Below are 26,251 nucleotides of genomic sequence, written 5' to 3' on the forward strand. Positions count from 1 at the left end.
GCCAGCTTTCGTACAGTTCTCAGTCAACTTTTGCGCCACTGAGCCGTTCGAAAGCGTGGCTGGTGCGTGTGACGAAACCTGTATCGGCACGAATCACAAAGAATGCACCAATGTCGTGTTTTTCGGCATAGTCCCAAGCCCTTTCGGGCCCGAGAATCAGCAACAGCGTCGATAGTCCATCGGCCATCAGCGCTGAAGGATGAATCACCGTGACCGACGCCAGATTGTGCAGGACCGGTGCACCGGTCCTGGCATCGAAGGTGTGGGAATAGCGCCGACCATCCTGTTGAAAATAGTTGCGGTAGTCGCCCGAGGTGGAGAGACCGTAGCCATCGACTTTGATGATGCGCTCGGCCATCTGTTGATCGTCGCGCGGCTCTTCCAGAGCGATACGCCATGGCGAACCGTCGGGTTTCTTGCCGGACGCCTTGAGTTCGCCGGTGGCTTGCGCGAGATAGTCATGGATACCAAGGGCCTTGAGCCGCGCAGCAATGGTGTCGATCGCGTAACCGGCGGCGACGCTGTTGAAATCCACCTCGACCGCCGCATCCTTGCACAACCGGTCGCCGTCGATGCGCAGATGTTGATGGCCGACTCGCCGGCGCACCTCGACCAGCGCCGCGGCATCCGGGATTGTTTCTTCACGCCCCTGCGGGCCGAAGCCCCACAGATTCATCAGCGGTTCCACCGTGAGGTCGTAGGAACCTTCGCTTTGTTGCGACAGCTGCTCACCGACGCGGATCAATTCAAGGATCGGCGCGGACATGACCTGACAGCGATCAGCCGGCAAGGCATTGAAGCGCGAGATGTCAGAGTCTGCGCGGTAAGTCGACATCTGCCGGTCGACGTCCGCGAGGATTTTTTCCACTTCGACACGCACCTCCTGCGGGGCAGGCAGATTGGCGTGGCGCACGTACTTGATCGAATAGGTGCTGCCCATCGTCGGGCCACCGAAAGTCTCGAGGGAATCGCCGTTGCCGCAGCCGGACAAAAACCCGATCAGCAACACGAGAACTCCCCACCGTCCAGTTAACAATTCTTCATCTCCCCGCAAAACCGCGCCGGCCATTATGGGCTACGAGCGCAACGCTTTCTTACAAGATTTAGAGCGAGTACCTACCCATGTCTTCCACGACCGGCAAAGGCAAAGCGATTTTTCGCGTTGTCAGCGGCAACTTTCTCGAGATGTTCGACTTCATGGTCTACGGCTTTTACGCCACGGCCATTGCCAAGACCTTCTTTCCCACCGACAGCGCCTTCGCGTCCCTGATGCTGTCCCTGGCCACGTTCGGCGCCGGCTTTCTGATGCGTCCACTGGGGGCGATTTTTCTCGGTGCCTACATTGACCGTCATGGCCGGCGCCAGGGCCTGATCATCACGTTGGCCATGATGGCGGCCGGCACCGTGCTGATTGCCTGCGTGCCGGGCTACGCCACCCTTGGGGTGGCCGCGCCGCTGATCGTGCTGTTCGGTCGATTGCTGCAAGGCTTCTCGGCCGGCGTGGAACTGGGCGGTGTGTCGGTGTATCTGGCGGAAATCGCCACGCCCGGCCGCAAGGGCTTTTTCGTCAGCTGGCAGTCCGCCAGCCAGCAAGCGGCGGTGGTGTTCGCCGGCCTGCTCGGTGTCGGGCTCAACCACTGGCTGAGCCCGGAACAGATGGGCGAATGGGGCTGGCGCGTACCGTTCCTGATCGGCTGCATGATCGTCCCGGTGATTTTTGTCATCCGCCGCTCGCTGGAGGAAACCCCGGAGTTCCAGGCGCGCAAACATCGCCCTACCCTGCAGGAGATCGTCCGTTCGATCGGTCAGAACTTTGGCATCGTCATCGCCGGCATGGCGCTGGTGGTGATGACAACGGTGTCGTTCTACCTGATCACGGCCTACACGCCGACCTTTGGCAAGGCGGAGCTGCACCTGTCGGATTTCGACGCGTTGCTGGTGACTGTGTGCATCGGTCTGTCGAACTTCTTCTGGCTGCCGGTGATGGGCGCGGTGTCTGACAAGGTCGGTCGCAAACCCCTGCTGTTGGCGGCGACGATTCTGGCGATTCTGACCGCTTATCCGGCGCTGTCGTGGCTGGTGGCGAACCCGAGCTTCAGCCATCTGCTGATCGTCGAATTGTGGCTGTCGTTCCTGTATGGCTCGTACAACGGGGCAATGGTGGTGGCACTCACTGAGATCATGCCAATAGAAGTTCGTACGACTGGTTTCTCGCTGGCCTACAGCCTGGCCACGGCGACTTTCGGCGGATTTACGCCGGCGGCCTGCACTTATCTGATTCATGTGCTGGACAACAAGGCGGCGCCGGGGATCTGGCTCAGCGGCGCTGCGATACTGGGCTTGATCGCCACGCTGGTGCTGTTTCGGGGCAACCGGCACGAGTTGCGTACGGCACAAGCAGCCATCCCCCGCTAAGGCAAATCGCGCGCAAACAAAAACGCCCCGACCAGAGTCGGGGCGTTTTCATTTGCAGCTAAGGCTTAGCGCGGGAACGCTGGCGGGTTTACACCGGCCATGTCTTCCATTACGCGAACCACCTGGCAGCTGTAGCCGAACTCGTTGTCGTACCAGACGTACAGAACAACGCGGTTGTCCTGAACGATGGTCGCTTCAGCGTCGACCACACCGGCGTGACGCGAGCCTACGAAGTCGGTCGAAACCACTTCCTGCGAGTTGACGAAGTCGATTTGCTTGTGCAGATCGGAGTGCAGCGCCATGTAGCGCAGGTACTCGTTCATCTCTTCACGGGTGGCGGCTTTCTCAAGGTTCAGGTTGAGAATGGCCATCGACACGTTCGGCGTCGGAACGCGGATCGCGTTACCGGTCAGCTTGCCGGCCAGTTCAGGCAGGGCCTTGGCAGCAGCGGTGGCAGCACCGGTCTCGGTGATGACCATGTTCAGCGCAGCACTACGGCCACGGCGATCGCCCTTGTGGAAGTTGTCGATCAGGTTCTGGTCGTTGGTGTACGAGTGAACGGTTTCGACGTGACCGTTGATGATGCCGAACTTGTCATTCACGGCTTTGAGCACCGGCACGATGGCGTTGGTGGTGCAGGAAGCGGCGGACACGATCTTGTCGTCAGCAGTGATTTCGTTGTGGTTGATACCGTGAACGATGTTCTTCAGCTTGCCCTTGCCAGGCGCGGTCAGAACTACGCGGTCGATACCCGGGCACGCCAGGTGCTGACCCAGACCATCGGCATCACGCCATACGCCAGTGTTGTCCACCAGCAGCGCATCTTTGATGCCGTACTGGGTGTAATCCACTTCGGTAGGGTTCTTCGCGTAGATAACCTGGATCAGGTTGCCGTTGGCGGTGATGGTGTTGTTTTCTTCGTCGATGGTGATGGTGCCGTTGAACGAACCGTGTACCGAATCGCGACGCAGCAGGCTGGCGCGCTTGGTCAGGTCGTTTTCGGCGCCCTTGCGCACCACGATGGCACGCAGACGCAGACCGTCGCCGCCACCGGTTTTTTCGATCAGGATGCGCGCCAGCAGACGGCCGATACGACCGAAGCCGTACAGAACAACGTCGGTGCCTTTGCGGGCCGAAGCGTTTTGCTGGCCAACCACGTCAGCCATTTCTTCGCGCACGAATTGCTCGGCGGTACGGCCGTTGCCTTCGTTGCGGAATTTGAACGCCAGCTTGCCCAGATCTACCGAAGCCGCGCCGAGCTTGAGCTCGCTCATGGCCTTGAGCAGTGGGAATGTTTCGTGGACGGAGAGTTCGCTGTCGTCGGCAGAACGGTGGCGAGCAAAGCGGTGAGCTTTAAGAATCGCGATGACAGACTGGTTGATCAGGCTGCGGCCATAGATCGAGCTCACCACGTTGTTGTTGCGGTAGAGCTGACCGATAAGCGGAATCATCGCTTCTGCGAGTGCTTCACGGTCGATCCATTCACCAAGACACTGGTCGGGCTTCTGAGTCACGGTAACCTTCCACATGTAGGGGCAGAAAAAAGGGGCTACATTATGCCGCCGAGAACCTCTTGTAGCAATGCGCGCCTGTCGCGCAATCGGTAACAAAAATCCGTCCAAAAAAATAACGCCCTTCGCCAGCCCAGTAAAACCGGGGCTTCCAGAGCAGTCAGTTTTTCGACGACTGTTAGACGATGTCTGTAACCCTCCGTAACACCATCGACTTTTGGCACTACATAACCGCAAAAAAAGCGCTGGTTTTTATGGTTACCACTACATTTCTCCAAAACAGCGCAGATAGACGCATCCTGCAACTGACAGGCGGCACCGGACGCCGCTACAATTACCGACTTTGTCGCAACGCCTGGAGCTCAACCTTCCGTGCCTGTTCTGCGTCTACCGCTTCTCCCTGCCGCGGCAGGTAAACAGCACTGGGGCAACCTCCCCGGTGCCGCCCTGAGCCTGGCGATTGCCGAGGCTGCCAGCGCTGCCAAGCGCTTCACGCTGCTTTTGACCGCCGACAGCCAGAGTGCCGAACGGCTGGAGCAGGAGCTGAGTTTCTTCGCCCCGGATTTACCGGTACTGCATTTCCCGGACTGGGAGACCCTGCCCTACGACCTGTTTTCGCCGCACCAAGACATCATTTCCCAGCGCATCGCCAGCCTTTATAGACTGCCAGAGCTGGAACATGGCGTGCTGGTGGTGCCGATCACCACCGCCCTGCATCGCCTGGCGCCGACCAAATTCCTGCTTGGCAGCAGCCTGGTGCTGGATGTCGGGCAGAAACTCGATGTCGAGCAAATGCGCTCGCGGCTCGAAGCCAGCGGCTATCGCTACGTCGACACCGTCTACGAGCACGGCGAGTTCACGGTGCGCGGCGCGCTGATTGACCTGTTCCCGATGGGCAGCAAACTGCCCTATCGCATCGACCTGTTCGACGACGAAATCGAAACCCTGCGCACCTTCGACCCGGAAAACCAGCGCTCCATCGAAAAGGTCGATTCGGTCAAGCTGCTGCCGGCCAAGGAGTTCCCTCTGCAGAAAGAGGCGGTCACCCGCTTCAAGGCGCGCTTTCGCGAGCGCTTCGACGTCGATTTCCGCCGCTGCCCGATCTTTCAGGACCTGAGCAGCGGCATCACGCCGGCGGGTATCGAGTACTACCTGCCGCTGTTCTTCGAAGAAACCTCGACCCTGTTCGATTACCTGCCGCAAGACACGCAAGTGTTCTCGCTGCCGGGCATCGAGCAAGCGGCGGAAAACTTCTGGAACGATGTGCGCAACCGCTATGAAGAGCGCCGCGTCGATCCATCCCGCCCTTTATTGCCGCCCGCCGAGCTGTTCCTGCCGGTGGAAGACTGCTTCGCCCGCCTGAAGAACTGGCCGCGCGTAGTCGCCAGTCAACAGGACGTGGAAACCGGCGCCGGCCGTGAACGCTTTCCGGCGCAAGCACTGCCGAACCTGGCGATCGAAGCCAAGGCCACCCAGCCACTGGCTGCGCTCTCGGCGTTCCTCGACGAGTTCCCCGGGCGCGTGCTGTTCACCGCCGAATCCGCAGGCCGTCGCGAAGTGCTGCTGGAATTGCTCGAGCGCCTGAAGCTGCGCCCGAAAACCGTCGACAGCTGGCCGGACTTTGTCGCGAGCAAGGATCGTCTGGCGATCACCATCGCCCCGCTCGACGAAGGCCTGATGCTGGAGGAGCCGGCACTGGCACTGGTCGCGGAAAGTCCGCTGTTCGGCCAACGCGTGATGCAGCGTCGCCGTCGCGAAAAACGCGCCGACGCCAATAACGATGCAGTGATCAAGAACCTCACCGAGCTGCGCGAAGGCGCGCCGGTGGTGCACATCGACCACGGTGTCGGTCGCTACCTGGGTTTGACGATTCTGGAAATCGACAATCAGGCTGCCGAATTCCTGACCCTTGAATACGCCGAGAACGCCAAGCTTTACGTGCCGGTGGCCAACCTGCATTTGATCGCCCGCTACACCGGCAGCGACGATGCGCTCGCCCCGCTGCACCGCCTCGGCTCCGAGACCTGGCAAAAAGCCAAGCGCAAGGCCGCCGAGCAAGTGCGCGACGTCGCTGCCGAACTGCTCGACATCTATGCCCGCCGCGCCGCCCGCGAAGGTTATGCGTTCGCCGATCCAAAGGCCGATTACGCGACCTTCAGCGCAGGTTTCCCGTTCGAGGAAACTCCGGACCAGCAGTCCACCATCGAAGCCGTGCGCGAGGACATGCTCGCGCCGAAACCGATGGATCGACTGGTCTGCGGCGACGTCGGTTTCGGCAAGACCGAAGTGGCCATGCGCGCCGCGTTCATCGCCGTACACGGCGGCAAGCAGGTGGCGATCCTGGTGCCGACCACCCTGCTCGCCCAGCAGCACTACAACAGCTTCCGCGACCGCTTCGCCGACTGGCCGGTGACCGTGGAAGTGATGAGCCGCTTCAAGTCGGCCAAGGAAGTGAACGCTGCGGTGGCCGAACTGGCCGAAGGCAATATCGACATCGTCATCGGCACTCACAAGCTGCTGCAGGACGACGTCAAGATCAAAAATCTCGGGCTGGTGATCATCGACGAAGAGCACCGTTTTGGTGTCCGTCAGAAGGAACAGCTCAAGGCCCTGCGCAGCGAAGTCGACATTCTTACGCTGACCGCCACGCCGATTCCGCGCACGCTCAACATGGCGGTGTCGGGCATGCGCGACCTCTCAATCATTGCCACACCGCCAGCGCGACGCCTGTCGGTGCGCACCTTCGTCATGGAGCAGAACAAGAGCACGGTCAAAGAAGCCCTGCTGCGTGAGTTGCTGCGTGGCGGTCAGGTCTATTACCTGCACAACGACGTGAAGACCATCGAGAAATGCGCCGCCGAACTGGCCGAACTGGTGCCGGAAGCGCGCATCGGCATCGGCCATGGGCAGATGCGCGAACGTGAACTCGAACAGGTGATGAGCGACTTCTACCACAAGCGCTTCAACGTGCTGATCGCCTCGACCATCATCGAGACCGGTATCGACGTGCCGAGCGCCAACACCATCATCATCGAGCGCGCCGACAAGTTCGGTCTGGCGCAGTTGCACCAGTTGCGCGGCCGCGTTGGCCGTAGCCACCACCAGGCTTACGCCTACCTGCTGACCCCGCCGCGCCAGCAAATCACCGGCGATGCGGAAAAACGTCTGGAGGCGATTGCCAACACGCAGGATCTGGGTGCGGGCTTCGTGCTGGCCACCAACGACCTGGAAATCCGGGGTGCGGGCGAGCTGCTGGGCGATGGCCAGAGCGGGCAGATCCAGGCCGTGGGTTTCACTCTGTACATGGAGATGCTCGAGCGTGCGGTGAAGTCGATCCGCAAGGGCGAACAGCCGAACCTCGACCAACCGCTTGGCGGCGGTCCGGAAGTCAACTTGCGGGTGCCGGCGCTGATTCCGGAAGACTATCTGCCGGATGTGCACGCCCGCCTGATCCTGTACAAGCGCATCGCTTCGGCCACCGACGAGGAAGGCCTGAAGGATCTGCAAGTGGAGATGATCGATCGCTTCGGCCTGCTGCCGGAGCCGACCAAGAATCTGGTGCGCATCACGGCGCTGAAGTTGCAGGCCGAACAGCTGGGCATCAAGAAAGTCGATGGCGGCCCGCAAGGTGGTCGTATCGAGTTTGCGGCGCAGACGCCGGTCGACCCGATGACCCTGATCAAACTGATCCAGAGCCAGCCAAAGCGCTACAAATTCGAAGGCGCCACGATGTTCAAGTTCCAGGTGCCGATGGAGCGCCCGGAAGAGCGCTTTAATACTGTGGAGGCGCTGTTCGAGCGCCTCATCCCGAAAACTGCTTGAAGGACGCCGCATGCGCCTGTTTCGCTCATTGACCTTGCTACTGACCTCGCTCTTGATAACGCTGGCAGCACCGACGGCGTTCGCCGATGACCTGTATCAGGTTGAAATGATTCTGGTGCGCCAGAACGCCGTGCCGGCGATTGTCAGCCGCGCCGCACCGGAAGACTGGGCCGCTGGCGCCCAACGTTTGGGCGATGACAGCAAACGCACCCCGGCGCTGAACGATGTTGCGACCAAACTCACCGCCAGTGGCGACTACAGCGTACTGATGCACAAGGCCTGGCAGCAGACACTGGGCGAGACGCCAGCCAAGGTCGCAGTCAGCGAAGGTCAGGAGCAGTTCGGCCAGTTCCCGATCGAAGGCACCATTGAAATGAAGCTCGGGCGCTTTACCGATGTGAGCGCCGACTTCTGGGTCAACCAGATCGACGCCAACGGCATGGTCACCGCCAGCGAACGCCTGAAACAGGACAGCCACACCAAAAACGGCCAACTCAACTACCTCGATAACGGCCACCTGGCCCTGCTGATCAAGATCACTTCACTGACGGCGCCTGCGCCTCGGGAAGCGCCTGAAGCCATTCCGGACTGATCGAAGTCCTTATGCCCCCGTCTCTGAGTAAACCGCTGGCCTCCTCCTGGGTCAGCCGATTCAAGGAACAAAGTCTGGAGCGTGGCCGCCGCTATGCTCTGGAGAACCGGGTGCGATTCGTGCAGGTCGGCGACGCAACCATTACCGCCAGCTGCGAAGGCTCCGGGGGTAACGTCTACCGTCAGACGATTCACCTGCGCGAGTCAGCCAAAGGCACGCTGCTGATGGTCGATGCCACCTGCACCTGCCCGGTTCACAGCAACTGCAAACACTGCGCGGCGGTGCTGCTGCAAGTGCAGGAGACCCTCGAATACCCCGCCGCTGCGAAAGACGTCGAACTGCTGGAAAAACTCCAGGCAGTACTGGAAAACCGCAGTCCGAAAGCGCCGCCGCAAGTGCTGGTGGACAACGTGCAACCGGTGCCGCGCCTGTGGCTGGCGAGCGTCGAGTTCAGCGCGTTCGAGCCGCGCAATGGCAAGATGCAGCGCTACATCCAGCATCGCGCGGCGCTGTCTTTCAGCTACCTCGACGAATACGTCAGCGGGCAGAAAAACAGCGACATCCTGATTCGCCAGGAAGCCCAGACCCTGCGGGTCAAACGCCACCCGGAGGTAGAACAGAGCTACCGCGAGCAGCTGAGAATTCTCGGTTTCCGCATTGCCACCCGGCAAAGCAAGGCCCTGCCGGAAAGCGCCGGCGAACTCTACGAGATGGTCAACGACAGCGCCTGGCTGACGTTCACCCTCAACGACCTGTCAAAGCTGCGCACTCAGGGTTGGGAGCTGCTGGTCGACGATGAGTTCGGCTTCGACCTGACCGCCGTCGACGACTGGTACGCCACCGTCGAGCAGACGCCGGAGCGCGACTGGTTCGACCTGGAGCTGGGGATCATCGTCAACGGTGAGCGCCTGAGCCTGCTGCCGATCCTGCTCAATCTGATGCGTTCGCACACGGAAATCCTCAATCCGGAACGTCTCGCCCGACGTCGCGACGATGAACTGATTCTGGTGAACATCCCGCAACGCAACAGCGAGCACGGGCCGTTACAAGTCGCCCTGCCCCTCGGCCGTCTGAAACCGGTATTGGCGACCCTTGGCGAGTTTTATTTGCAGGAGCCGGGTGAAACCACGTTGCGCCTGAGCAAGGCCGACGCCACGCGCCTGAATTCCCTGGAAGGCATTCCCCTGCTCTGGGAAGGTGGCGAGCAGATTCGCAGCTTCGCCCAGCGCTTGCGGGACATCCGCGACTACAGCGCCGAAACACCGAAGGGGCTGAATGCGACACTGCGCCCCTATCAACTCGAAGGCTTGAGCTGGATGCAGTCGTTGCGGCAACTTGAGGTCGGCGGGATCCTCGCGGACGACATGGGCCTGGGTAAAACCCTACAGACGTTGGCGCACATTCTCAGCGAGAAGAACGCCGGACGCCTGGATCGACCTTGCATGGTGGTGATGCCCACCAGCCTGATTCCCAACTGGCTCGATGAAGCGGCGCACTTCACACCACAGCTCAAGGTGGTTGCCCTGTACGGCGCCAGCCGCAAAAAGCATTTCGAGCATCTGGCCGAATACGACCTGATCCTCACAACCTATGCGCTGCTGCCCAAGGATGTCGAGCGCCTGGCGCAACAGCCACTGCACGTGCTGGTGCTGGATGAAGCGCAGTACATCAAGAACCCGAACAGCAAAGCCGCACAGGCTGCCCGTGAACTCAATGCGCGTCAGCGTCTGTGCCTGAGCGGGACGCCGCTGGAAAACCACTTGGGCGAACTGTGGTCGTTGTTTCACTTTCTGCTGCCCGGCTGGCTCGGCGACGTCAAAAGCTTCAACGCCGATTACCGCGTACCGATCGAAAAACGCGCCAGCGAAGTCAGACTTCAGCACCTCAACGGTCGGATCAAACCGTTCCTGCTGCGTCGCACCAAGGAGCAGGTTGCCACCGAGCTGCCGCCGAAAACCGAGATCATCCACTGGGTCGAGCTCAACGAAGCGCAGCGCGACGTGTACGAAACCATGCGTCTGGCGATGGATAAAAAGGTTCGCGACGAAATCACCCGTAAAGGCGTGGCGCGCAGTCAGATCATTATTCTTGAAGCATTGCTCAAGCTGCGTCAGGTCTGCTGCGATTTGCGCCTGGTCAACGACGCCGCCCTGCCCGCTCGCGGCAGCACATCGGGCAAGCTCGACAGCCTGATGGAAATGCTTGAGGAGCTGTTTGAGGAAGGTCGGCGGATTCTGTTGTTCTCGCAATTCACTTCGATGCTGTCACTGATCGAGGATGAACTGAAAAAGCGCAATATCGCGTATGCGCTGCTGACGGGTCAGACCCGTGATCGGCGCACACCGGTGAAGGAATTCCAGAGCGGCAAGCGTCAGATCTTTCTCATCAGCCTGAAGGCTGGCGGTGTGGGTTTGAACCTGACAGAAGCGGACACAGTGATTCACTACGATCCGTGGTGGAACCCGGCGACCGAGAATCAGGCAACCGACCGTGCGTATCGCATTGGTCAGGAGAAACCGGTGTTCGTCTACAAGATGATTGCCCGGGGCACGGTCGAGGAGAAGATTCAGCACTTGCAGCGGGAAAAATCCGACCTGGCGGCCGGCGTGCTGGATGGGCGCAAGGCCGGAGACTGGAAGTTGCAGAGTGATGATATCGAGGCGTTGTTTGCGCCGTTGCCGGACAAGTTTGAAAAGCGCTGAGATTCTCAGCGCCTGTTCATTCAAGTTGTTCCGGAGCCAGACTCAGCCCTTGAGTACGCGCGCCAGCGTCGATTTCACCTTGCCCATGCCATCGTGCAACGCCTGCTCGATCTCGGCCATGGTGATCACTTCAGTGGTCTTGCCCGCCGCTGGATTCACCACCAGTGCCAGACAGGCGTAATCCAGATCCAATTCACGAGCCAGGGCCGCTTCCGGCATGCCGGTCATGCCGACAATGTCGCAACCGTCACGCTCCAGACGCACGATTTCGGCCACGGTTTCCAGACGCGGGCCCTGGGTGCAGGCGTAAACGCCCTGATCGCTGTACTCGCAACCTTCGGCAGCCACCGCAGCAATCAGCTGCTGACGCAGCGATTCGCTGTAGGGAAAGCTGAAGTCGATGTGTGTGACATGTTCCAGATCATCGGCGAAATAGGTGTGCTCGCGACCGCTGGTGTAGTCCACGATCTGATGCGGGACACAGAAATGTCCGGTGCCCATTGCAGGATGAATTCCGCCCACGGCGTTGACCGCGATGATCGCTTCGGCCCCGGCCTGCTTCAACGCCCACAGGTTGGCGCGATAGTTGACTTTGTGCGGCGGAAAGCGATGCGGATGACCGTGACGAGCGAGGAACAGCACTTCCTTGCCGGCGTACTCGCCAATCTGGACTTCGGCCGAGGGCGCGCCATAGGGCGTATCCACAGCCAGCGACTGACGAATGCTCAGGCCTTCCAGCTGGGTCAGGCCGGTGCCGCCGATGATTGCGTAAACCGTCATAGCGAAAAATCCTTAATCGATCAGTTGAGCGTCTTTGAGCGCACCGACAGCGGTCAGCCAGCGCGGATCCTGACGGTATTCGGTACTGGCGAACGCCTGACCTCGCATGCGTGCAATACGCGGCGACGGTTTGACCTTCATGCGCTGCGCGGCGCTCAGGGCCAGTTCGGCAGCCGCGCGGTCGTTGCACACCAGGCCCATGTCGCAACCGGCACTGAGTGCCGCTTCGATACGGCTGGCGGCATCGCCCACTACATGCGCGCCGGCCATCGACAGGTCATCGCTGAAGATCACGCCGTCAAACTGCAGCTCGCCGCGCAGGATGTCCTGCAGCCAGCGCCGGGAGAAACCGGCGGGCTGTGCGTCGACTTGCGGGTAAATCACGTGAGCCGGCATGACGGCGGCCAATTGCTTGCTGAGTCTGGCGAACGGCACCAGGTCGTTGGCGCGGATCTCATCGAGACTGCGCTCGTCATTGGGGATCGCAACGTGAGAGTCGGCTTCCGCCCAACCGTGGCCAGGGAAATGCTTGCCAGTGGCGGCCATCCCGGCACTGTTCATGCCTTTAATGAACGCTCCGGCAAGTAGCGCGGCGCGCTCCGGGTCACCTTCAAACGAGCGAGTGCCGACGACGGCGCTGCGCTGGTAATCCAGATCCAACACCGGCGCGAAGCTCAGATCGAGGCCGGCCGCCAGCACTTCAGTGGCCATGATCCAGCCGCATTGTTCGGCCAGGTATTCGGCGTTCGGATTGTCAGCGACGGCGCGCATCGCTGGCAGGCGTACGAAGCCCTGGCGCAGGCGCTGGACGCGACCGCCTTCCTGATCCACCGCCAGCAGCAAGTCCGGACGAATGGCACGAATTGCCGCGCTCAGCTCACGCACCTGTCGCGGATGCTCGATGTTGCGGGCAAAGATGATCAGGCCGCCCACTTCCGGCTGGCGCAACAATTGGCGATCTTCGGCCGTCAGCCAGGTACCGGCGACGTCCACCATCAACGAGCCTTGCAGGCCAGCAGTCATAGAGATTCCTTGAAAACGAAAAACCCGTCGCCCACGAAACCACCACCTGGGGCATTGCCCGGAGGGTCGGTGATTTCAATGAGAAACGGATTCAGAACGAGAGTCGACATGGGCGGCTAGCTTAGCGGATGTCAGTTGCCGCGCCCACCCATGACCGATTAAACCTTGGCAGGTGCCGGCGCTGATTTGCTGCGAGGTCGCAACTGCGCCGTGGCCATGGCCGTGTCGGTGACGCCGGTTTCAGCACGCATGCCGGCTGCCAGAAACGGCACCATCAGACGCATCACCTGCTCGATGGAGGTGTTGACGCCGAAATCTGTCTCGGCGATCGCACGCAGAGCCTTGATCCCGGACATACTGAACGCCGCGGCACCGAGCATGAAGTGCACGCGCCAGAACAGTTCGATAGGAGGAATCCGCGGTGCAGCGTCGTTCACCAGCAACATGTAGCGACGGAAAACCTTCCCGTACATATCTTCCAGATAACGGCGCAGGTGGCCTTGGCTCTGACTGAACGCCAGCCCCAGCAAACGCATGAAGATCGACAAATCGTTGCCACTGCGTGGCTGCACTACCAGCGCCTGCTCGACGAGGATTTCCAGCAGTTCTTCGAGCGAAGGCTTGTTCTCCGGCTTGGCCTGACGGCGCTCAAGTTCTTTGTCGAGACTGATACAGAAAGGACCGAGGAAGCGCGAGAAAACCGCCTGGATCAGCGCCTTCTTCGAGCCGAAGTGATAGTTCACCGCCGCGAGGTTGACCCCTGCCTTGCTGGTGATCAGACGCAACGAGGTTTCAGCGAAACCTTTTTCCGCGAACAGCTGTTCTGCAGCATCAAGAATGCGTTCAACGGTTTCCGACTGGGCCATGGCTACTCCGCCTGACAAACACTTGTTTGAAACATACGTTTCAGCCTATGCCTTGTCAAGCCTGCCAGTTCGTTTTGGGAATGGTCGGTCAGTTATTTAACCACATCAAGGACGCCACATTAATTAGGGTCGTCACTGACCGTCCGGCGGCATGGCAAAAAACGATCATTGCCAAGACCGCTTCACTGTATATAATCCCAGTCACTGTATAAAAAGACAGAGCGATCAATATGCTTAAGCTGACGCCACGCCAAGCCGAGATTCTGGCCTTTATCAAACGCTGCCTCGAAGACAACGGCTACCCGCCGACCCGTGCGGAAATCGCTCAGGAACTGGGATTCAAATCGCCCAACGCGGCCGAAGAGCACCTCAAGGCGCTCGCCCGCAAAGGCGCGATCGAGATGACTCCCGGCGCCTCTCGCGGCATTCGCATCCCTGGCTTCGAAGCCAAGATTGACGAATCCACCCTGCCGATCATCGGTCGAGTGGCTGCCGGTGCGCCGATTCTCGCTCAGCAGCACATCGAAGAGTCCTGCAACATCAACCCGGCCTTCTTTCATCCACGCGCCGACTACTTACTACGGGTCCACGGCATGAGCATGAAGGACATCGGTATTTTCGACGGCGACCTGCTGGCGGTTCACACCACTCGCGAGGCACGCAACGGTCAGATCGTAGTTGCGCGGATCGGCGACGAAGTCACCGTCAAACGCTTCAAGCGTGATGGCAGCAAAGTCTGGTTGATTGCCGAAAACCCCGAGTTCGCCCCTATCGAAGTCAACCTGAAAGACCAGGAACTGGTCATCGAAGGCTTGAGTGTCGGCGTCATCCGCCGCTAAAGGAGGCTTTATGCAGTTCCCACACGTACCTCAGCAAACACAACTGCCGTTGTTCGAAGCGTTTCTCGCGCAACCGCTCGCCCCCATCCTCAAGGATGTCGTGGAGCGTCCGTGGAATACCGAACCTGAAGCGTTTAGCGAGCTGTCACTGCGCGGCGCGGCCGGGAACTGCCTGAGCCTGCTGGCACCGATTCTTCGCGAACTGAGCGAGGATCAGGACGCACGCTGGTTGACCCTGATTGCACCGCCTGCCAGCCTGACCCAGACCTGGTTGCGGGATGCCGGATTGAATCGCGAACGTATCCTGCTGTTACAACCGCGCGGCACACAGAGTGCTCAGCAACTGGCTTGCGAAGCCCTGCGCCTGGGTCGTAGCCATACGGTGGTGACATGGTTGAACCCGCTCAACTCAGGCTCACGCCAACAACTGATCAGCGCCGCCCGCACCGGGGACGCTCAAAGCCTGAATATTCGACTGGGCTGACTGCATGCGCGCTACTTGGAGCGCGGGGGCTTCTCAAGGGATAGAGAAGCCGAACCGAAGCGATAATCGACGGGCGGTGATCAATGAAGAACCCGCGGCCCCTCATCTTTATCGAACTCGCCTTCAACCATACGCCCCGCCATTTGCACACCGACGCTCAACATGGCCTTGGCAATTTCAACGTGTTGCCCCTGCAGAAACGCCTTGGCATCCTCGGAGAAATCCAGAGTCACCAGAGACCCCTCGTCCTCGGCCCTGCGCAGTTCGATTCGGCCGTCTGGTAACTCGACAATTTCTAGAAAGGACGTTGGCATATAGGTCTGTTCTCCACGAAAGGCAGGGATTATATAGACATCATTCAGGCTTCGCTCGGGATCTTGACCAGCAGCACGCCTCTCGTCGCCGCCAGTCCACAGCTCCTCAGCACTCGTTCAAGCCTTCACGGAAACGGATCGCCAGCCCCTTGAGGTTCTGCCGCCAGCCCTCGAGCTCTTCGCGACTCAATTCTTCAACTACCTCTTCCTCATCCAGGTTCACCGCCTGAATCAACGGCTGCGTCACATCACCCTTCGGCTTGTGCGGCACCCGTGGCGGCTGAAAGAGCGCCGAGTGCGCGGACAGCAATTTAGCCAGCCAGGTTTCCGGATTTCCCGCCAGTTCAATCATCTCTGCCAACTCTGGAATGGCAATCGACTCCAGCACATCACGGGTCAGCAGCGCTTCCGCCCGCGACGCATTGGCTTGCGGCAGACGATAGAAGCCGGCGATTTCATGACACAACCCCAACAATGCGCCGTAGAGATGAAACAGTGCGGATTCTCGCCCGGCCTGAATCAGCGCCAGCGAGTTCATCGCCCGCCCCTCTTCGGCCCTGGCCAGCGCTTCCAGCGACAAACCCGCGAAATAAATCTTCTGATTGGTGCGAGTATAGAGTTCGTGGGCCATGTCGGCACTCTCCACAACGAAATATTGGCTTCACACAGGCCGGACAGTGTCATGGATCAGCCGATCCGTCCGCAAGCTTTAAACAAAAAGGCCGCATGATATCCCGAAGATTGTCATGCGGCCTTTTGTTGTACTGGGCCGATAATATCAGCCCATCACAAGGTCGGAGTCAGCTCAAGCCTTGGCTTTTGCCGGACGCTTGTCCTCCACCGTCCACTTGCCACCGTCGAAGAACGCTTTCCAGCCAGTCGGCTTGCCGTCGACCTCGGTCTGCACGTACTGCTCCTTGGTCTTGCGGCTGTAGCGGATCACGGCCGGCAGGCCATCCGGATCCTTCTGCGGCGCTTCGCACAGGAAATGGTACTTCGGATCGATTTCGTCCTTGTGCGGCAAAATCTCAATCACCAGCGGAGCACGGGTCTCGCGGTTTTTCGGGAATTGGCTGGCCGCCAGGAACAGACCGGAGGCACCGTCGCGCAGAATGTAGGTGTCGTTGACCTTTTCGCACTTAAGCTCAGGCATCTTCACCGGATCCATCTTCGGCGGCGCCGCGTCACCGCTCTTCAGCAGCTTGCGGGTGTTCTTGCAGGTCGGGTTGGTGCAACCGAAGAACTTGCCGAAACGGCCAGTCTTGAGCTGCATCTCGCTGCCGCACTTGTCGCATTCCAGGCTTGGACCTTCGTAGCCCTTGATGCGGTAGCTGCCTTCTTCGATTTCATAGCCGGCGCAATCCGGGTTGTTACCACAGATGTGCAGCTTGCGCTTCTCGTCGAGCAGGTAGGCGTCCATGGCCGTGCTGCAGATCGGGCAGCGGTGCTTGCCGCGCAGGACCAGGGATTCCGATTCACCTTCATCGTCCGCCGCGATTTCATCGCCCGGCACCAGATTGACGGTAGCCTTGCAGCGCTCTTTCGGCGGCAGGCTGTAACCCGAGCAACCGAGGAACACGCCAGTCGACGCAGTACGAATCTGCATTGGACGGCCGCAAGTGGTGCAAGGAATGTCGGTCATCACCGGCTGGTTGGCACGCATGCCGGCTTCCGGATTCTCCGCCACTTCGAGTTTTTTCTTGAAGTCGCCATAGAATTCGTCCAGCACGTTTTTCCAGTCGCGCTCGCCCTGAGCCACGTCATCGAGGTTCTCTTCCATGCCGGCGGTGAAGCCGTAGTCCATGAGATTCGAGAAGCTTTCCGACAGACGCTCGGTAACGATGTCCCCCATCTTTTCCGAATAGAAACGACGGTTGTGCAGAGTCACGTAGCCGCGATCCTGAATGGTCGAAATGATCGCCGCATAGGTCGAAGGACGGCCGATGCCACGCTTTTCCATTTCCTTCACCAGGCTGGCTTCCGAATAACGGGCCGGTGGCTTGGTGAAGTGCTGGGACGGATCGAGCTTGATCAGCTTCATCACGTCGCCCTGCGCCATGTCCGGCAGAACGTCATCATCGCCAGGCTTGGTGATTTGCGGCAGCACGCGGGTGTAACCGTCGAACTTCAGGATACGGCCCTTGGCACGCAGCTCGAAATCGCCGGCAGCGACGCTGACGGTGGTCGACAGGTATTGCGCCGGCAGCATCTGGCAAGCCAGGAACTGGCGCCAGATCAGCTCGTAGAGGCGCTCAGCGTCACGCTCCATGCCGGCCAGCTTGGTTGGCGTGGTGTTGGCGTCGGAAGGACGGATCGCTTCGTGAGCCTCTTGTGCGCCTTCCTTGCTGCTGTAGACGTTCGGCGACTCCGGCAAGTATTTCTTGCCGAACTCGGTTTCGATGTAATCACGTGCCATCGCCACGGCATCAGCCGAGAGGTTGGTCGAGTCGGTACGCATATAAGTGATGTAGCCGGCTTCATAGAGACGCTGGGCCATCATCATGGTTTTCTTCACACCGAAGCCCAGGCGGTTGCTCGCGGCCTGTTGCAGTGTGGAGGTGATGAACGGTGCCGACGGCTTGCTGCTGGTCGGTTTGTCTTCACGCTTGACGATGCTGTAGCTGGAGGACTTGAGCTTCTCCAGTGCGGCCGTCGCCTGCGCTTCGTTCAACGGCTTGAAGGCTTCGCCTTTTTCGCGAGCGACTTCGAAACGTACGGTTGAGCCCTTGGCGGTGCCGAGATCGGCATGCACTTCCCAGTACTCTTCCGGGTTGAACGCGCGGATCTCACGCTCACGCTCGACCACCAGCTTCACGGCAACCGATTGCACGCGGCCAGCGGACAGGCCACGGGCGATCTTCGCCCATAGCAGTGGCGAGACCATGTAGCCGACAACGCGGTCGAGGAAACGACGGGCCTGCTGGGCGTTCACTCGATCGATGTCGAGTTCGCCAGGCTCCGAGAAGGCTTCCTGAATCGCCTTCTTGGTGATTTCGTTGAACACCACGCGCTTGTAGCGGCTGTCGTCACCACCGATGGCTTCGCGCAGGTGCCAGGCAATGGCTTCCCCCTCGCGATCCAAGTCGGTTGCGAGATAGATGGTGTCAGCATCCTTGGCGAGCCGGCGCAGCTCTTCGATGACCTTTTCCTTGCCCGGGAGAATCTCGTACTTGGCTTTCCAGCCGTGTTCGGGATCGACACCCATGCGCGAGACCAGCTGCTTGCGCGCCTTCTCTTTCGGCGACAGCGCTGGCGCTTCGCCCGCAGCAGCCTTGCCGCGCTTGGCGGCTGGCTCCTTGCTGGCGCTAGCCGAACCGCTGGTGGGCAGGTCTCGGATATGGCCGATACTCGACTTCACCACGTATTGGTTGCCCAGATACTTGTTGATGGTCTTGGCCTTAGCCGGGGATTCCACAATGACCAGCGATTTGCCCATGGATCAGAAAATTCCTGAATTCTAGAAGTGAAAGGCGGTTGGCGCCTGACGCGGCACCGCTATATATAGTGGCTACAAGGTGAGGTCAAGCGCAGGGTTTTGCGCGCACTCGCCTTACGGCTTCGAAAAAAGGCTCGGTTCGGCTTGCACCAAAGCAAAGCGTGGGACCTGCTCGCCGTCAACCTCGACGGACTCCAGGAACATGCTCAAGGGACGCACCCAAAAGCCGTAATCCCCATACAGGGCTTGGTAAAAGACCACTTCTTCTTCGGTCTCGGAATGCCGCGCGACACTGAATACGCGGTACTGCGGACCTTTGTAATGCTGGTAGAGCCCTGGTTGTATCGGCATGCTTCGGCCCTCACTCAAATATTTTCAAAATAAAAACAAAAATAAATCCACAAAAACAAAAACCGGGGCACTTGGCCCCGGCTTCCATCGACGAGACGCTTAGACGCGTTCGAAGACGGTGGAGATGCCTTGGCCGAGGCCAATGCACATGGTAGCCACCCCGAAGGTGCCGCCATTCTGCTTCATCACGTTCAGCAACGTGCCGGAAATACGGGCACCGGAGCAACCGAACGGGTGACCCAGGGCGATCGCGCCGCCGTGCAGGTTAACCTTCTCATTCATCTTGTCGAGCACTTTCAGGTCTTTGAGCACTGGCAGAGCCTGTGCGGCGAACGCTTCGTTAAGCTCAAAGAAGTCGATATCGTTGATACCCAGGCCCGCACGCTTCAGCGCTTTCTGAGTTGCCGGTACCGGACCATAACCCATGATGGCCGGGTCAACACCCGCTACCGCCATCGAGCGAATCACGGCCAGTGGCTGGATACCCAGATCCTGTGCACGCTGTGCCGACATCACGATCATGCACGAAGCACCATCAGTGATCTGCGACGAAGTACCGGCAGTCACGGTGCCGCCCTTTGGATTGAACGCCGGCTTCAGAGCCGCCAGACTTTCCAGGGTGGTTTCCGGACGAATGGTTTCGTCGTAGTCGAAGGTTTTCAGGAAACCGTTCTCGTCGTAACCCTGCATCGGGATGATTTCATCCTTGAACTTGCCTTCCACAGTCGCCTTGTGGGCGAGCTGGTGGGAGCGCACGCCAAAGGCGTCCTGCTGTTCGCGAGTGATGCCGTGCATTTTGCCCAGCATTTCAGCGGTCAGGCCCATCATGCCCGAAGCTTTCGCCGCGTACAGGGACATGTGCGGGTTCGGATCGACACCGTGCATCATGCTCACGTGGCCCATATGCTCGACGCCGCCAACCACGAACACGTCACCGTTGCCGGTCATGATCGCTTGCGCAGCGGTGTGCAGCGCGCTCATCGACGAGCCACACAGACGGCTGACAGTCTGGCCGGCCGAGGTGTGCGGGATCTGGGTCATCAGCGACGCCATGCGCGCGATGTTCCAACCCTGCTCCAGGGTCTGGTTCACACAGCCCCAGATCACGTCCTCGACTTCGGCAGGATCGACCTTGGTGTTGCGCTCAAGCAGTTTGCTGATCAGGTGCGCCGACATGTCTTCGGCGCGGGTGTTGCGGTGCATGCCGCCCTTGGAGCGGCCCATCGGAGTACGACCGAAGTCGACAATCACGACGTCTCTAGGATTCAAGCTCATAAGTTCACTCTCACTCTAGTTGGGGGCGCTTAACCGAAGAAGCTCTGGCCGTTCTTGGCCATTTCGCGCAGCTTCGCGGTCGGGTGGTACAGCGCGCCCAAATCAGCGTACTGGTCGGCCAGGGCAACGAACTCGGCAACACCGATCGAATCGATGTAGCGCAGCGCACCGCCACGGAATGGAGGGAAACCAATACCGTAAACCAGACCCATGTCGGCTTCGGCGGCGGTTTCGACGATGCCGTCTTCCAGGCAACGCACGGTTTCCAGGCACAGCGGGATCATCATCCAGTTGATGATGTCTTCGTCAGTGACTTCGCGCTGCTCGTAGACGATCGGCTTGAGCACTTCCAGTACCGACGGATCGGCGACTTTCTTCTGCTTGCCTTTCTTGTCGGCCTCGTAGGCATAGAAGCCCTTGCCGTTCTTCTGACCCAGACGCTTGGCTTCGTAAAGCACGTCGATGGCCGAACGACGGTCGTCCTTCATGCGGTCCGGGAAGCCTTCAGCCATGACGTCACGACCGTGGTGGCCGGTGTCGATACCGACCACGTCCATCAGGTACGCCGGGCCCATCGGCCAGCCGAATTTTTCCATGATCTTGTCGATACGGACGAAGTCCACACCGGCGCTGACCAGCTTGGCGAAACCGCCAAAATACGGGAACAGTACGCGGTTGACCAGGAAGCCCGGGCAGTCGTTGACGACGATCGGGTTCTTGCCCATTTTCTTGGCGTAGGCGACGGTGGTGGCGATGGCCAGCTCGCTGGACTTCTCGCCACGGATCACTTCCACCAGCGGCATCATGTGCACCGGGTTGAAGAAGTGCATGCCGACGAAGTTTTCCGGACGCTTGAGGGCCTTGGCCAGCAGGCTGATGGAGATGGTCGAAGTGTTGGACGCGAGGATGGTGTCCTCTTTGACCTCATCTTCGACTTCCGCCAGAACGGCTTGCTTGACCTTCGGGTTCTCGACCACGGCCTCAACGACCAGGTCAACGTGACCGAAATCGCCGTAGGACAGGGTCGGGCGAATGCCATTGAGCACTTCAGCCATTTTCGCGGCCGTCATGCGGCCCTTGTCAACGCGACCGACCAGCAGCTTGGCGGCCTCAGCCAGACCTTGCTCGATACCGTGCTCGTTGATGTCCTTCATCAGGATCGGCGTACCTTTGGAAGCCGACTGATAGGCGATACCGCCACCCATGATGCCGGCGCCCAATACAGCGGCCTGCTTCACGTCCCGGGCAATTTCGTCGTAGGCCTTGGCCTTTTTCTTCAGTTCCTGATCGTTCAGGAACAGACCGATCAAGCTCTGCGCGGCAGAGGTCTTGGCCATTTTCACGAAACCTGCGGCTTCGACTTCCAGTGCCTTGTCACGACCGAAGTTCGCGGCTTTCTGGATGGTCTTGATCGCTTCGACCGGGGCCGGGTAGTTCGGGCCGGCCTGGCCAGCCACGAAACCTTTGGCGGTTTCGAAAGCCATCATTTGTTCAATGGCGTTCAGCTTGAGCTTTTCCAGCTTCGGCTGACGCTTGGCCTTGTAGTCGAACTCGCCGGAGACGGCGCGCTTGATCAGTTCAAGGGCAGCATCCTGCAGTTTTTCAGGGGCAACCACGGCATCGACGGCGCCGACTTTCAGCGCGTCTTCAGGACGGTTTTCCTTGCCGGCGGCAATCCACTCGATGGCGTTGTCGGCACCGATCAGGCGCGGCAGACGCACGGTACCGCCGAAGCCCGGGTAGATGCCCAGCTTGACTTCCGGCAGACCGATCTTGGCCTTGGTCGACATGAGGCGGTAGTCCGCTGCCAGGCACATTTCCAGGCCGCCACCCAGCGCGATGCCGTTGATCGCGGCGACGGTCGGCACGTTGAGGTCTTCGAAATCGCTGAAGATCTTGTTGGCTTCGAGATTGCCAGCAACCAGCTCGGCATCCGGCAGCTTGAAGTTGTCGACAAATTCGGTGATGTCGGCGCCGACGATGAACACGTCCTTGCCACTGCTGACGATCACGCCCTTGATCGAAGCATCTGCCTTGATGGTGTCTACGGCCTGACGCAGTTCGTTCAGGGTAAGACGGTTGAACTTGTTGACGGACTCACCCTTGAGGTCGAATTTCAATTCGACGATGCCACTTTCAAGAGCTTTAACCGTGATGGCTTTACCTTCGTAAATCATCAACTGATCTCCACGATATGGAAGCTGAACAGTACACGTCGGACGCAGGCAAATGGCTCGGCAGGACGTTTTTTCGTCGATGCTGACACCCATCCACCCGGCACACCCGCCAACGCGATAGTCGGGATTCTGTAGGAGCAGTCTGCAATACAAACGCTCAATTCATACGCCCGTTTGATTTGGGTACGCCACCTTCACGGAATTTCCGACAATTGTCAATCGCCCTAAATACGGGTTGAAATGCGACTTTGCGGTCATTTCTGTAGGACGCAGCCCGGCCACACACGCTTGCATGTGAGGGCATTCATAAGATTAATAGTTAGAAAAGTCGCCCTAATTCACCGCAAGCCTTGTTTAACAGGCTACGCTGGCTGGACGACGAAGGAAAACTGGCGCACATTCACTGGCCGAATCGCTCCGGCTCAACACCAAAAAGAATTTCCGGCCTGCCTGGCCAACCCCGCCCGATGAATCATGTCGGGCTTTTTATTGCTCGTATGCCAGACGTTTCGCACCGTTGCAGCGCGAAAAGTCCGCGAGTCATGCCAGCGCTTTCAGCGTGGCGTCAATGTCCAGCAAAACCGAGGTTTCCCCCTTCTCGCCCCAATAGAGGGCGATCATCTGCTTGTCCGCTTCGACCTTGAAAACATTGCCCGGCAATTTTTCGAAATGATTGAGCAACAGCGGTTCTTCACAGACTTCCTGCCACTGATTAACCCACATCCCCGGGGATTTCTGCCAATACGTCCAGCACGCCGGCTGCTTGCCACGGCGTGGCCGATGGTATTGCGCGCACGGGTTAGGCGGCTCCTGAGACATCCAGTGCGGCCACTCCTGGGGCGCCAGCTGCATGGCCAGCCCGATGCGCCGAGCCTCCGTGCGCAAGGCTATCCGGCCACTCTGGGCACGGGACGGACGCAACCATGCCAGCGGACTCAACACCACCAGCAGGATTGACACCACCAGCCAGACCGTCATATCTCTACTCCCGAATTTGAACGAGCCCATTGCGTCACTTTGGAACCAATGCGCTTGAAACCAGCCATACTTACCAATATTGATCCCTCACGAGGAGCACCTCATGCCCTACCACCATATTCTGGTCGCCGTAGATCTGACCGAAGAGTGCGACCCTGTGATTCACCGTGCCCGAGAGCTGTCGGTGAGCAATGGCGCCAAGCTGTCGCTGGTGCATATCGTCGAACCGATGGCCATGGCCTTCGGTGGTGACGTGCCGATGGATCTGTCACAACTGCAACAACAGCAGTTCGATCAGGCCAAGGAACGTCTTGAACGCCTGAAGCACAAGTACACCGAACTCGAAGGCGCCAACTGCCACCTCACCTACGGCCAGCCGCGTCAGGAGATCCACCATTTCGCCAAGGAAAAGGAATGCGACCTGATCGTGGTCGGCAGCCATGGCCGGCATGGTCTGGCATTGTTGCTGGGTTCGACCGCCAATGATGTGCTGCACGGTGCACCCTGCGACGTGCTGGCGGTGCATCTGGTCAAACGCTGATTCCAGTCACTTGTGAAAAGCTGAAAAGCCCGGCGCCCATCACTGGACGCCGGGCTTTTTCATGCCTGGAATCAATCAGGCGTCCAGCTCGGCCCAACGCTCCACCAGCGCATCCAGCTCCGCCTGCAACTGCTCAAGCATAGCAATCACCTTGGCCGTCTCGGCCGGCGGACGCTGATAGAACCCGACCTCAGCCATTTCAGCCTCAATAGCAGCAATCTGCTGCTCCTTGGCGTCGATGTCGCCTGGCAAGGCTTCCAGCTCACGCTGAAGCTTGTAGCTCAGCTTCTTCTTCGTAGCCGGGGCCGCAGCAACCGGCGCGGCGACCGGCGCCGGTTCAGCAGTGACCACCGCCGAATTCAGATCAGCCTTGCCGGATTTGCTTTCGGTCACACCCAGCAGGCGCGGAGAGCCGCCCTGGCGGATCCAGTCCTGATAGCCGCCGACGTATTCGCGAACCTTGCCTTCCCCTTCGAAGACCAGGGTGCTGGTGACCACGTTGTCGAGGAATGCCCGGTCGTGGCTGACCATCAGCACAGTGCCGTTAAAGGTCAACAGCACTTCTTCGAGCAGCTCGAGGGTTTCCACGTCGAGGTCGTTGGTCGGTTCGTCGAGCACCAGCAGGTTCGCAGGTTTGCTGAACAGCTTGGCCAGCAGCAGACGCGCACGCTCACCACCGGACAATGCCTTCACCGGCGTTCGAGCACGCTGCGGGCTGAACAGGAAGTCGCCGAGATAGCTCAGCACGTGGCGGCTCTGGCCGTCGATATCGATGAAGTCGCGACCTTCGGCGACGTTGTCGATCACGGTCTTTTCCAGATCCAGCTGATGACGCAACTGGTCGAAGTAGGCCACATCGATCCTGGTGCCCTCTTCCACTTTGCCGCTGGTCGGTTGCAGGCCGCTGAGCATCAGTTTCAGCAGGGTGGTCTTGCCGGTACCGTTGGCACCGAGCAGGCCGATCCGGTCGCCGCGTTGCAGCACCATGGAAAAATCGCGGATCAGGAACGGACCACCCGGATGCGCAAAGCTCACGTTATCCAGCACCATCACTTGCTTGCCGGATTTTTCCGCCGTTTCCAGCTGGATGTTGGCCTTGCCGGTGCGCTCGCGACGCTCGCTGCGCTCCACACGCAATGCTTTCAGGGCACGGACGCGGCCTTCGTTACGGGTACGACGGGCCTTGATACCCTGACGAATCCACACCTCTTCCTGAGCCAGCCGCTTGTCGAACAGCGCGTTGGCGGTTTCTTCGGCCGCCAGCATGGCTTCTTTGTGAACGAGAAAACTGGCGTAGTCGCCGTTCCAGTCGATCAGGCCGCCGCGATCCAGTTCAAGGATGCGGGTAGCGAGGTTTTGCAGGAAAGAACGGTCGTGCGTGATGAACAGCACGGCCCCCTGGAAATCCTTCAGCGCTTCTTCAAGCCAGGCAATCGCGCCGATGTCCAGGTGGTTGGTGGGCTCGTCGAGCAGCAGCAGATCCGGCTCGGACACCAGCGCCTGCGCCAGCAGCACGCGACGGCGCCAGCCACCGGACAGTTCGGCGAGGGTCTTGTCGGCCGGCAGTTGCAGGCGGCTCAGGGTGCTGTCGACCAGGGTCTGCAAGCGCCAGCCATCGCGGGCTTCGAGGTCGTGCTGGACGTGCATCAGTTTGTCCAGATCGGCGTCGTTGACGATGTTCTGGCTCAGGTGATGGTATTCGGCGAGCAAGGCGCCGACGCCGTCGAGGCCTTCGGCGACCACGTCGAACACTGTCCGCTCGTCGGCCACCGGCAATTCCTGCGGCAATTCACCGATTTTCAGACCGGGGGCACGCCACACCGAGCCGTCATCAGGCTTCTGGTCGCCCTTGACCAGTTTCATCATGCTGGATTTGCCAGTGCCGTTGCGGCCGATGATGCACACCCGCTCACCACGGGCGATCTGCCAGGACACCTTGTCCAACAACGGCATCGCGCCGAATGCAAGGGACACATCGCTGAATTTGAGCAGGGTCATGAGCTTCTCCAAAAACCGGGCGCGCATTCTACCTGAATCGGGCCCCGAGCAGGCCGGCAATTTCGCCGCTGACGCACTCTGCACAACAATTGTTGCGAACTTGTGCTGCAAGGCCGGCAAAGCTTTCGCCCGCTGCTGGCAAAAGGC

20 protein-coding genes are annotated in these 26,251 nt (G+C 59.7%); 7 read left to right on the forward strand and 13 right to left on the reverse strand.

The genetic code is table 11. From position 1 onward, the window contains the following. Positions 1 to 19 precede the first annotated feature (19 nt). Entirely contained in the window at positions 20 to 1,069 is a 1,050-nt protein-coding gene (locus ACKJSM_RS26120; RefSeq protein ID WP_410239267.1) for an FAD:protein FMN transferase, read from the reverse strand. Between the two features lie 53 nt (positions 1,070 to 1,122). On the opposite strand from ACKJSM_RS26120, the gene ACKJSM_RS26125 reads away from it, so the two are divergent. Beyond that, entirely contained in the window at positions 1,123 to 2,415 is a 1,293-nt protein-coding gene (locus tag ACKJSM_RS26125) for an MFS transporter (RefSeq protein ID WP_236181571.1), read from the forward strand. A gap of 65 nt (positions 2,416 to 2,480) precedes the next feature. On the opposite strand, the gene ACKJSM_RS26130 is transcribed toward ACKJSM_RS26125, so the two are convergent. Beyond that, a complete protein-coding gene (locus ACKJSM_RS26130; RefSeq protein WP_236181572.1) occupies positions 2,481 to 3,944 on the reverse strand; it encodes a glyceraldehyde-3-phosphate dehydrogenase in 1,464 nt (487 codons plus the stop codon). 354 nt (positions 3,945 to 4,298) lie between these two features. Between ACKJSM_RS26130 and mfd the strand changes: the two genes are divergently transcribed. From mfd to ACKJSM_RS26145, 3 genes are read left to right on the forward strand one after another with little or no spacing between them, the layout of a single operon-like run. After that, entirely contained in the window at positions 4,299 to 7,748 is a 3,450-nt protein-coding gene (gene mfd / locus ACKJSM_RS26135; protein ID WP_236181573.1) for a transcription-repair coupling factor, read from the forward strand. A 10-nt stretch (positions 7,749 to 7,758) separates the two neighbouring features. Beyond that, positions 7,759 to 8,340: a CsiV family protein gene (locus tag ACKJSM_RS26140; RefSeq protein ID WP_236181574.1), complete on the forward strand. Its 582-nt coding sequence runs from the start codon at positions 7,759 to 7,761 to the stop codon at positions 8,338 to 8,340. An 11-nt stretch (positions 8,341 to 8,351) separates the two neighbouring features. Continuing rightward, entirely contained in the window at positions 8,352 to 11,042 is a 2,691-nt protein-coding gene (locus tag ACKJSM_RS26145) for an SNF2-related protein (protein WP_410239268.1), read from the forward strand. A 42-nt stretch (positions 11,043 to 11,084) separates the two neighbouring features. Here the strand turns inward: ACKJSM_RS26145 and ACKJSM_RS26150 are convergent, their stop codons facing one another. From ACKJSM_RS26150 to ACKJSM_RS26160, 3 genes are all read right to left on the reverse strand, one after another. Beyond that, positions 11,085 to 11,822 carry an S-methyl-5'-thioinosine phosphorylase gene (locus ACKJSM_RS26150; protein ID WP_410239269.1) on the reverse strand — a complete coding sequence of 246 codons (738 nt, stop codon included), beginning with the start codon at positions 11,820 to 11,822 and terminating at the stop codon, positions 11,085 to 11,087. 12 nt (positions 11,823 to 11,834) lie between these two features. Further along, positions 11,835 to 12,845 carry a beta-N-acetylhexosaminidase gene (gene nagZ, locus ACKJSM_RS26155; protein ID WP_236181577.1) on the reverse strand — a complete coding sequence of 337 codons (1,011 nt, stop codon included), beginning with the start codon at positions 12,843 to 12,845 and terminating at the stop codon, positions 11,835 to 11,837. Between the two features lie 158 nt (positions 12,846 to 13,003). Next, positions 13,004 to 13,711 carry a TetR/AcrR family transcriptional regulator gene (locus ACKJSM_RS26160; protein ID WP_236181578.1) on the reverse strand — a complete coding sequence of 236 codons (708 nt, stop codon included), beginning with the start codon at positions 13,709 to 13,711 and terminating at the stop codon, positions 13,004 to 13,006. A gap of 230 nt (positions 13,712 to 13,941) precedes the next feature. Here ACKJSM_RS26160 and lexA point away from each other — a divergent pair, with 230 nt between their 5' ends. After that, positions 13,942 to 14,550, forward strand: coding sequence for a transcriptional repressor LexA (lexA, locus tag ACKJSM_RS26165; RefSeq protein ID WP_207983440.1), 609 nt, complete (start codon positions 13,942 to 13,944; stop codon positions 14,548 to 14,550). 10 nt (positions 14,551 to 14,560) lie between these two features. Continuing rightward, a complete protein-coding gene (sulA, locus tag ACKJSM_RS26170; protein WP_410239270.1) occupies positions 14,561 to 15,034 on the forward strand; it encodes an SOS-induced cell division inhibitor SulA in 474 nt (157 codons plus the stop codon). An 80-nt stretch (positions 15,035 to 15,114) separates the two neighbouring features. On the opposite strand, the gene ACKJSM_RS26175 is transcribed toward sulA, so the two are convergent. The 7 genes from ACKJSM_RS26175 to ACKJSM_RS26205 all read right to left on the reverse strand — a co-directional run bounded on the left by ACKJSM_RS26175 (position 15,115) and on the right by ACKJSM_RS26205 (position 23,565). Next, complete coding sequence (locus tag ACKJSM_RS26175) at positions 15,115 to 15,348, reverse strand: hypothetical protein (protein ID WP_007953047.1); 234 nt, start codon at positions 15,346 to 15,348, stop codon at positions 15,115 to 15,117. Between the two features lie 106 nt (positions 15,349 to 15,454). Beyond that, positions 15,455 to 15,979, reverse strand: a complete 525-nt coding sequence (locus ACKJSM_RS26180; RefSeq protein ID WP_410239271.1) for a DUF6586 family protein — start codon at positions 15,977 to 15,979, stop codon at positions 15,455 to 15,457. 174 nt (positions 15,980 to 16,153) lie between these two features. Next, positions 16,154 to 18,784, reverse strand: a complete 2,631-nt coding sequence (gene topA / locus ACKJSM_RS26185) for a type I DNA topoisomerase (protein WP_236181581.1) — start codon at positions 18,782 to 18,784, stop codon at positions 16,154 to 16,156. Positions 18,785 to 18,898: 114 nt separating this feature from the next. Continuing rightward, positions 18,899 to 19,135, reverse strand: coding sequence for a DUF1653 domain-containing protein (locus tag ACKJSM_RS26190; protein ID WP_007953059.1), 237 nt, complete (start codon positions 19,133 to 19,135; stop codon positions 18,899 to 18,901). A gap of 99 nt (positions 19,136 to 19,234) precedes the next feature. Continuing rightward, positions 19,235 to 20,410 carry an acetyl-CoA C-acyltransferase FadA gene (gene fadA, locus ACKJSM_RS26195; RefSeq protein ID WP_007953060.1) on the reverse strand — a complete coding sequence of 392 codons (1,176 nt, stop codon included), beginning with the start codon at positions 20,408 to 20,410 and terminating at the stop codon, positions 19,235 to 19,237. A 29-nt stretch (positions 20,411 to 20,439) separates the two neighbouring features. After that, a complete protein-coding gene (gene fadB, locus ACKJSM_RS26200) occupies positions 20,440 to 22,587 on the reverse strand; it encodes a fatty acid oxidation complex subunit alpha FadB (protein ID WP_410239272.1) in 2,148 nt (715 codons plus the stop codon). A 540-nt stretch (positions 22,588 to 23,127) separates the two neighbouring features. Continuing rightward, complete coding sequence (locus tag ACKJSM_RS26205) at positions 23,128 to 23,565, reverse strand: hypothetical protein (RefSeq protein WP_410239273.1); 438 nt, start codon at positions 23,563 to 23,565, stop codon at positions 23,128 to 23,130. A 103-nt stretch (positions 23,566 to 23,668) separates the two neighbouring features. Here ACKJSM_RS26205 and ACKJSM_RS26210 point away from each other — a divergent pair, with 103 nt between their 5' ends. After that, positions 23,669 to 24,106 (forward strand): universal stress protein, encoded by a 438-nt coding sequence (locus tag ACKJSM_RS26210; RefSeq protein ID WP_236181584.1) that lies wholly within the window; start codon positions 23,669 to 23,671, stop codon positions 24,104 to 24,106. A gap of 75 nt (positions 24,107 to 24,181) precedes the next feature. On the opposite strand, the gene ACKJSM_RS26215 is transcribed toward ACKJSM_RS26210, so the two are convergent. After that, the gene (locus tag ACKJSM_RS26215; protein WP_410239274.1) at positions 24,182 to 26,104 is read right to left on the reverse strand and encodes an ATP-binding cassette domain-containing protein; all 1,923 of its coding nucleotides are present in this window, start codon (positions 26,102 to 26,104) and stop codon (positions 24,182 to 24,184) included. Between the last annotated feature and the right edge of the window lie 147 nt (positions 26,105 to 26,251).

Origin of the sequence: Pseudomonas sp. PHC1, assembly GCF_046487845.1 — a bacterium.
In the GTDB taxonomy this organism is placed as follows: domain Bacteria; phylum Pseudomonadota; class Gammaproteobacteria; order Pseudomonadales; family Pseudomonadaceae; genus Aquipseudomonas; species Aquipseudomonas sputi.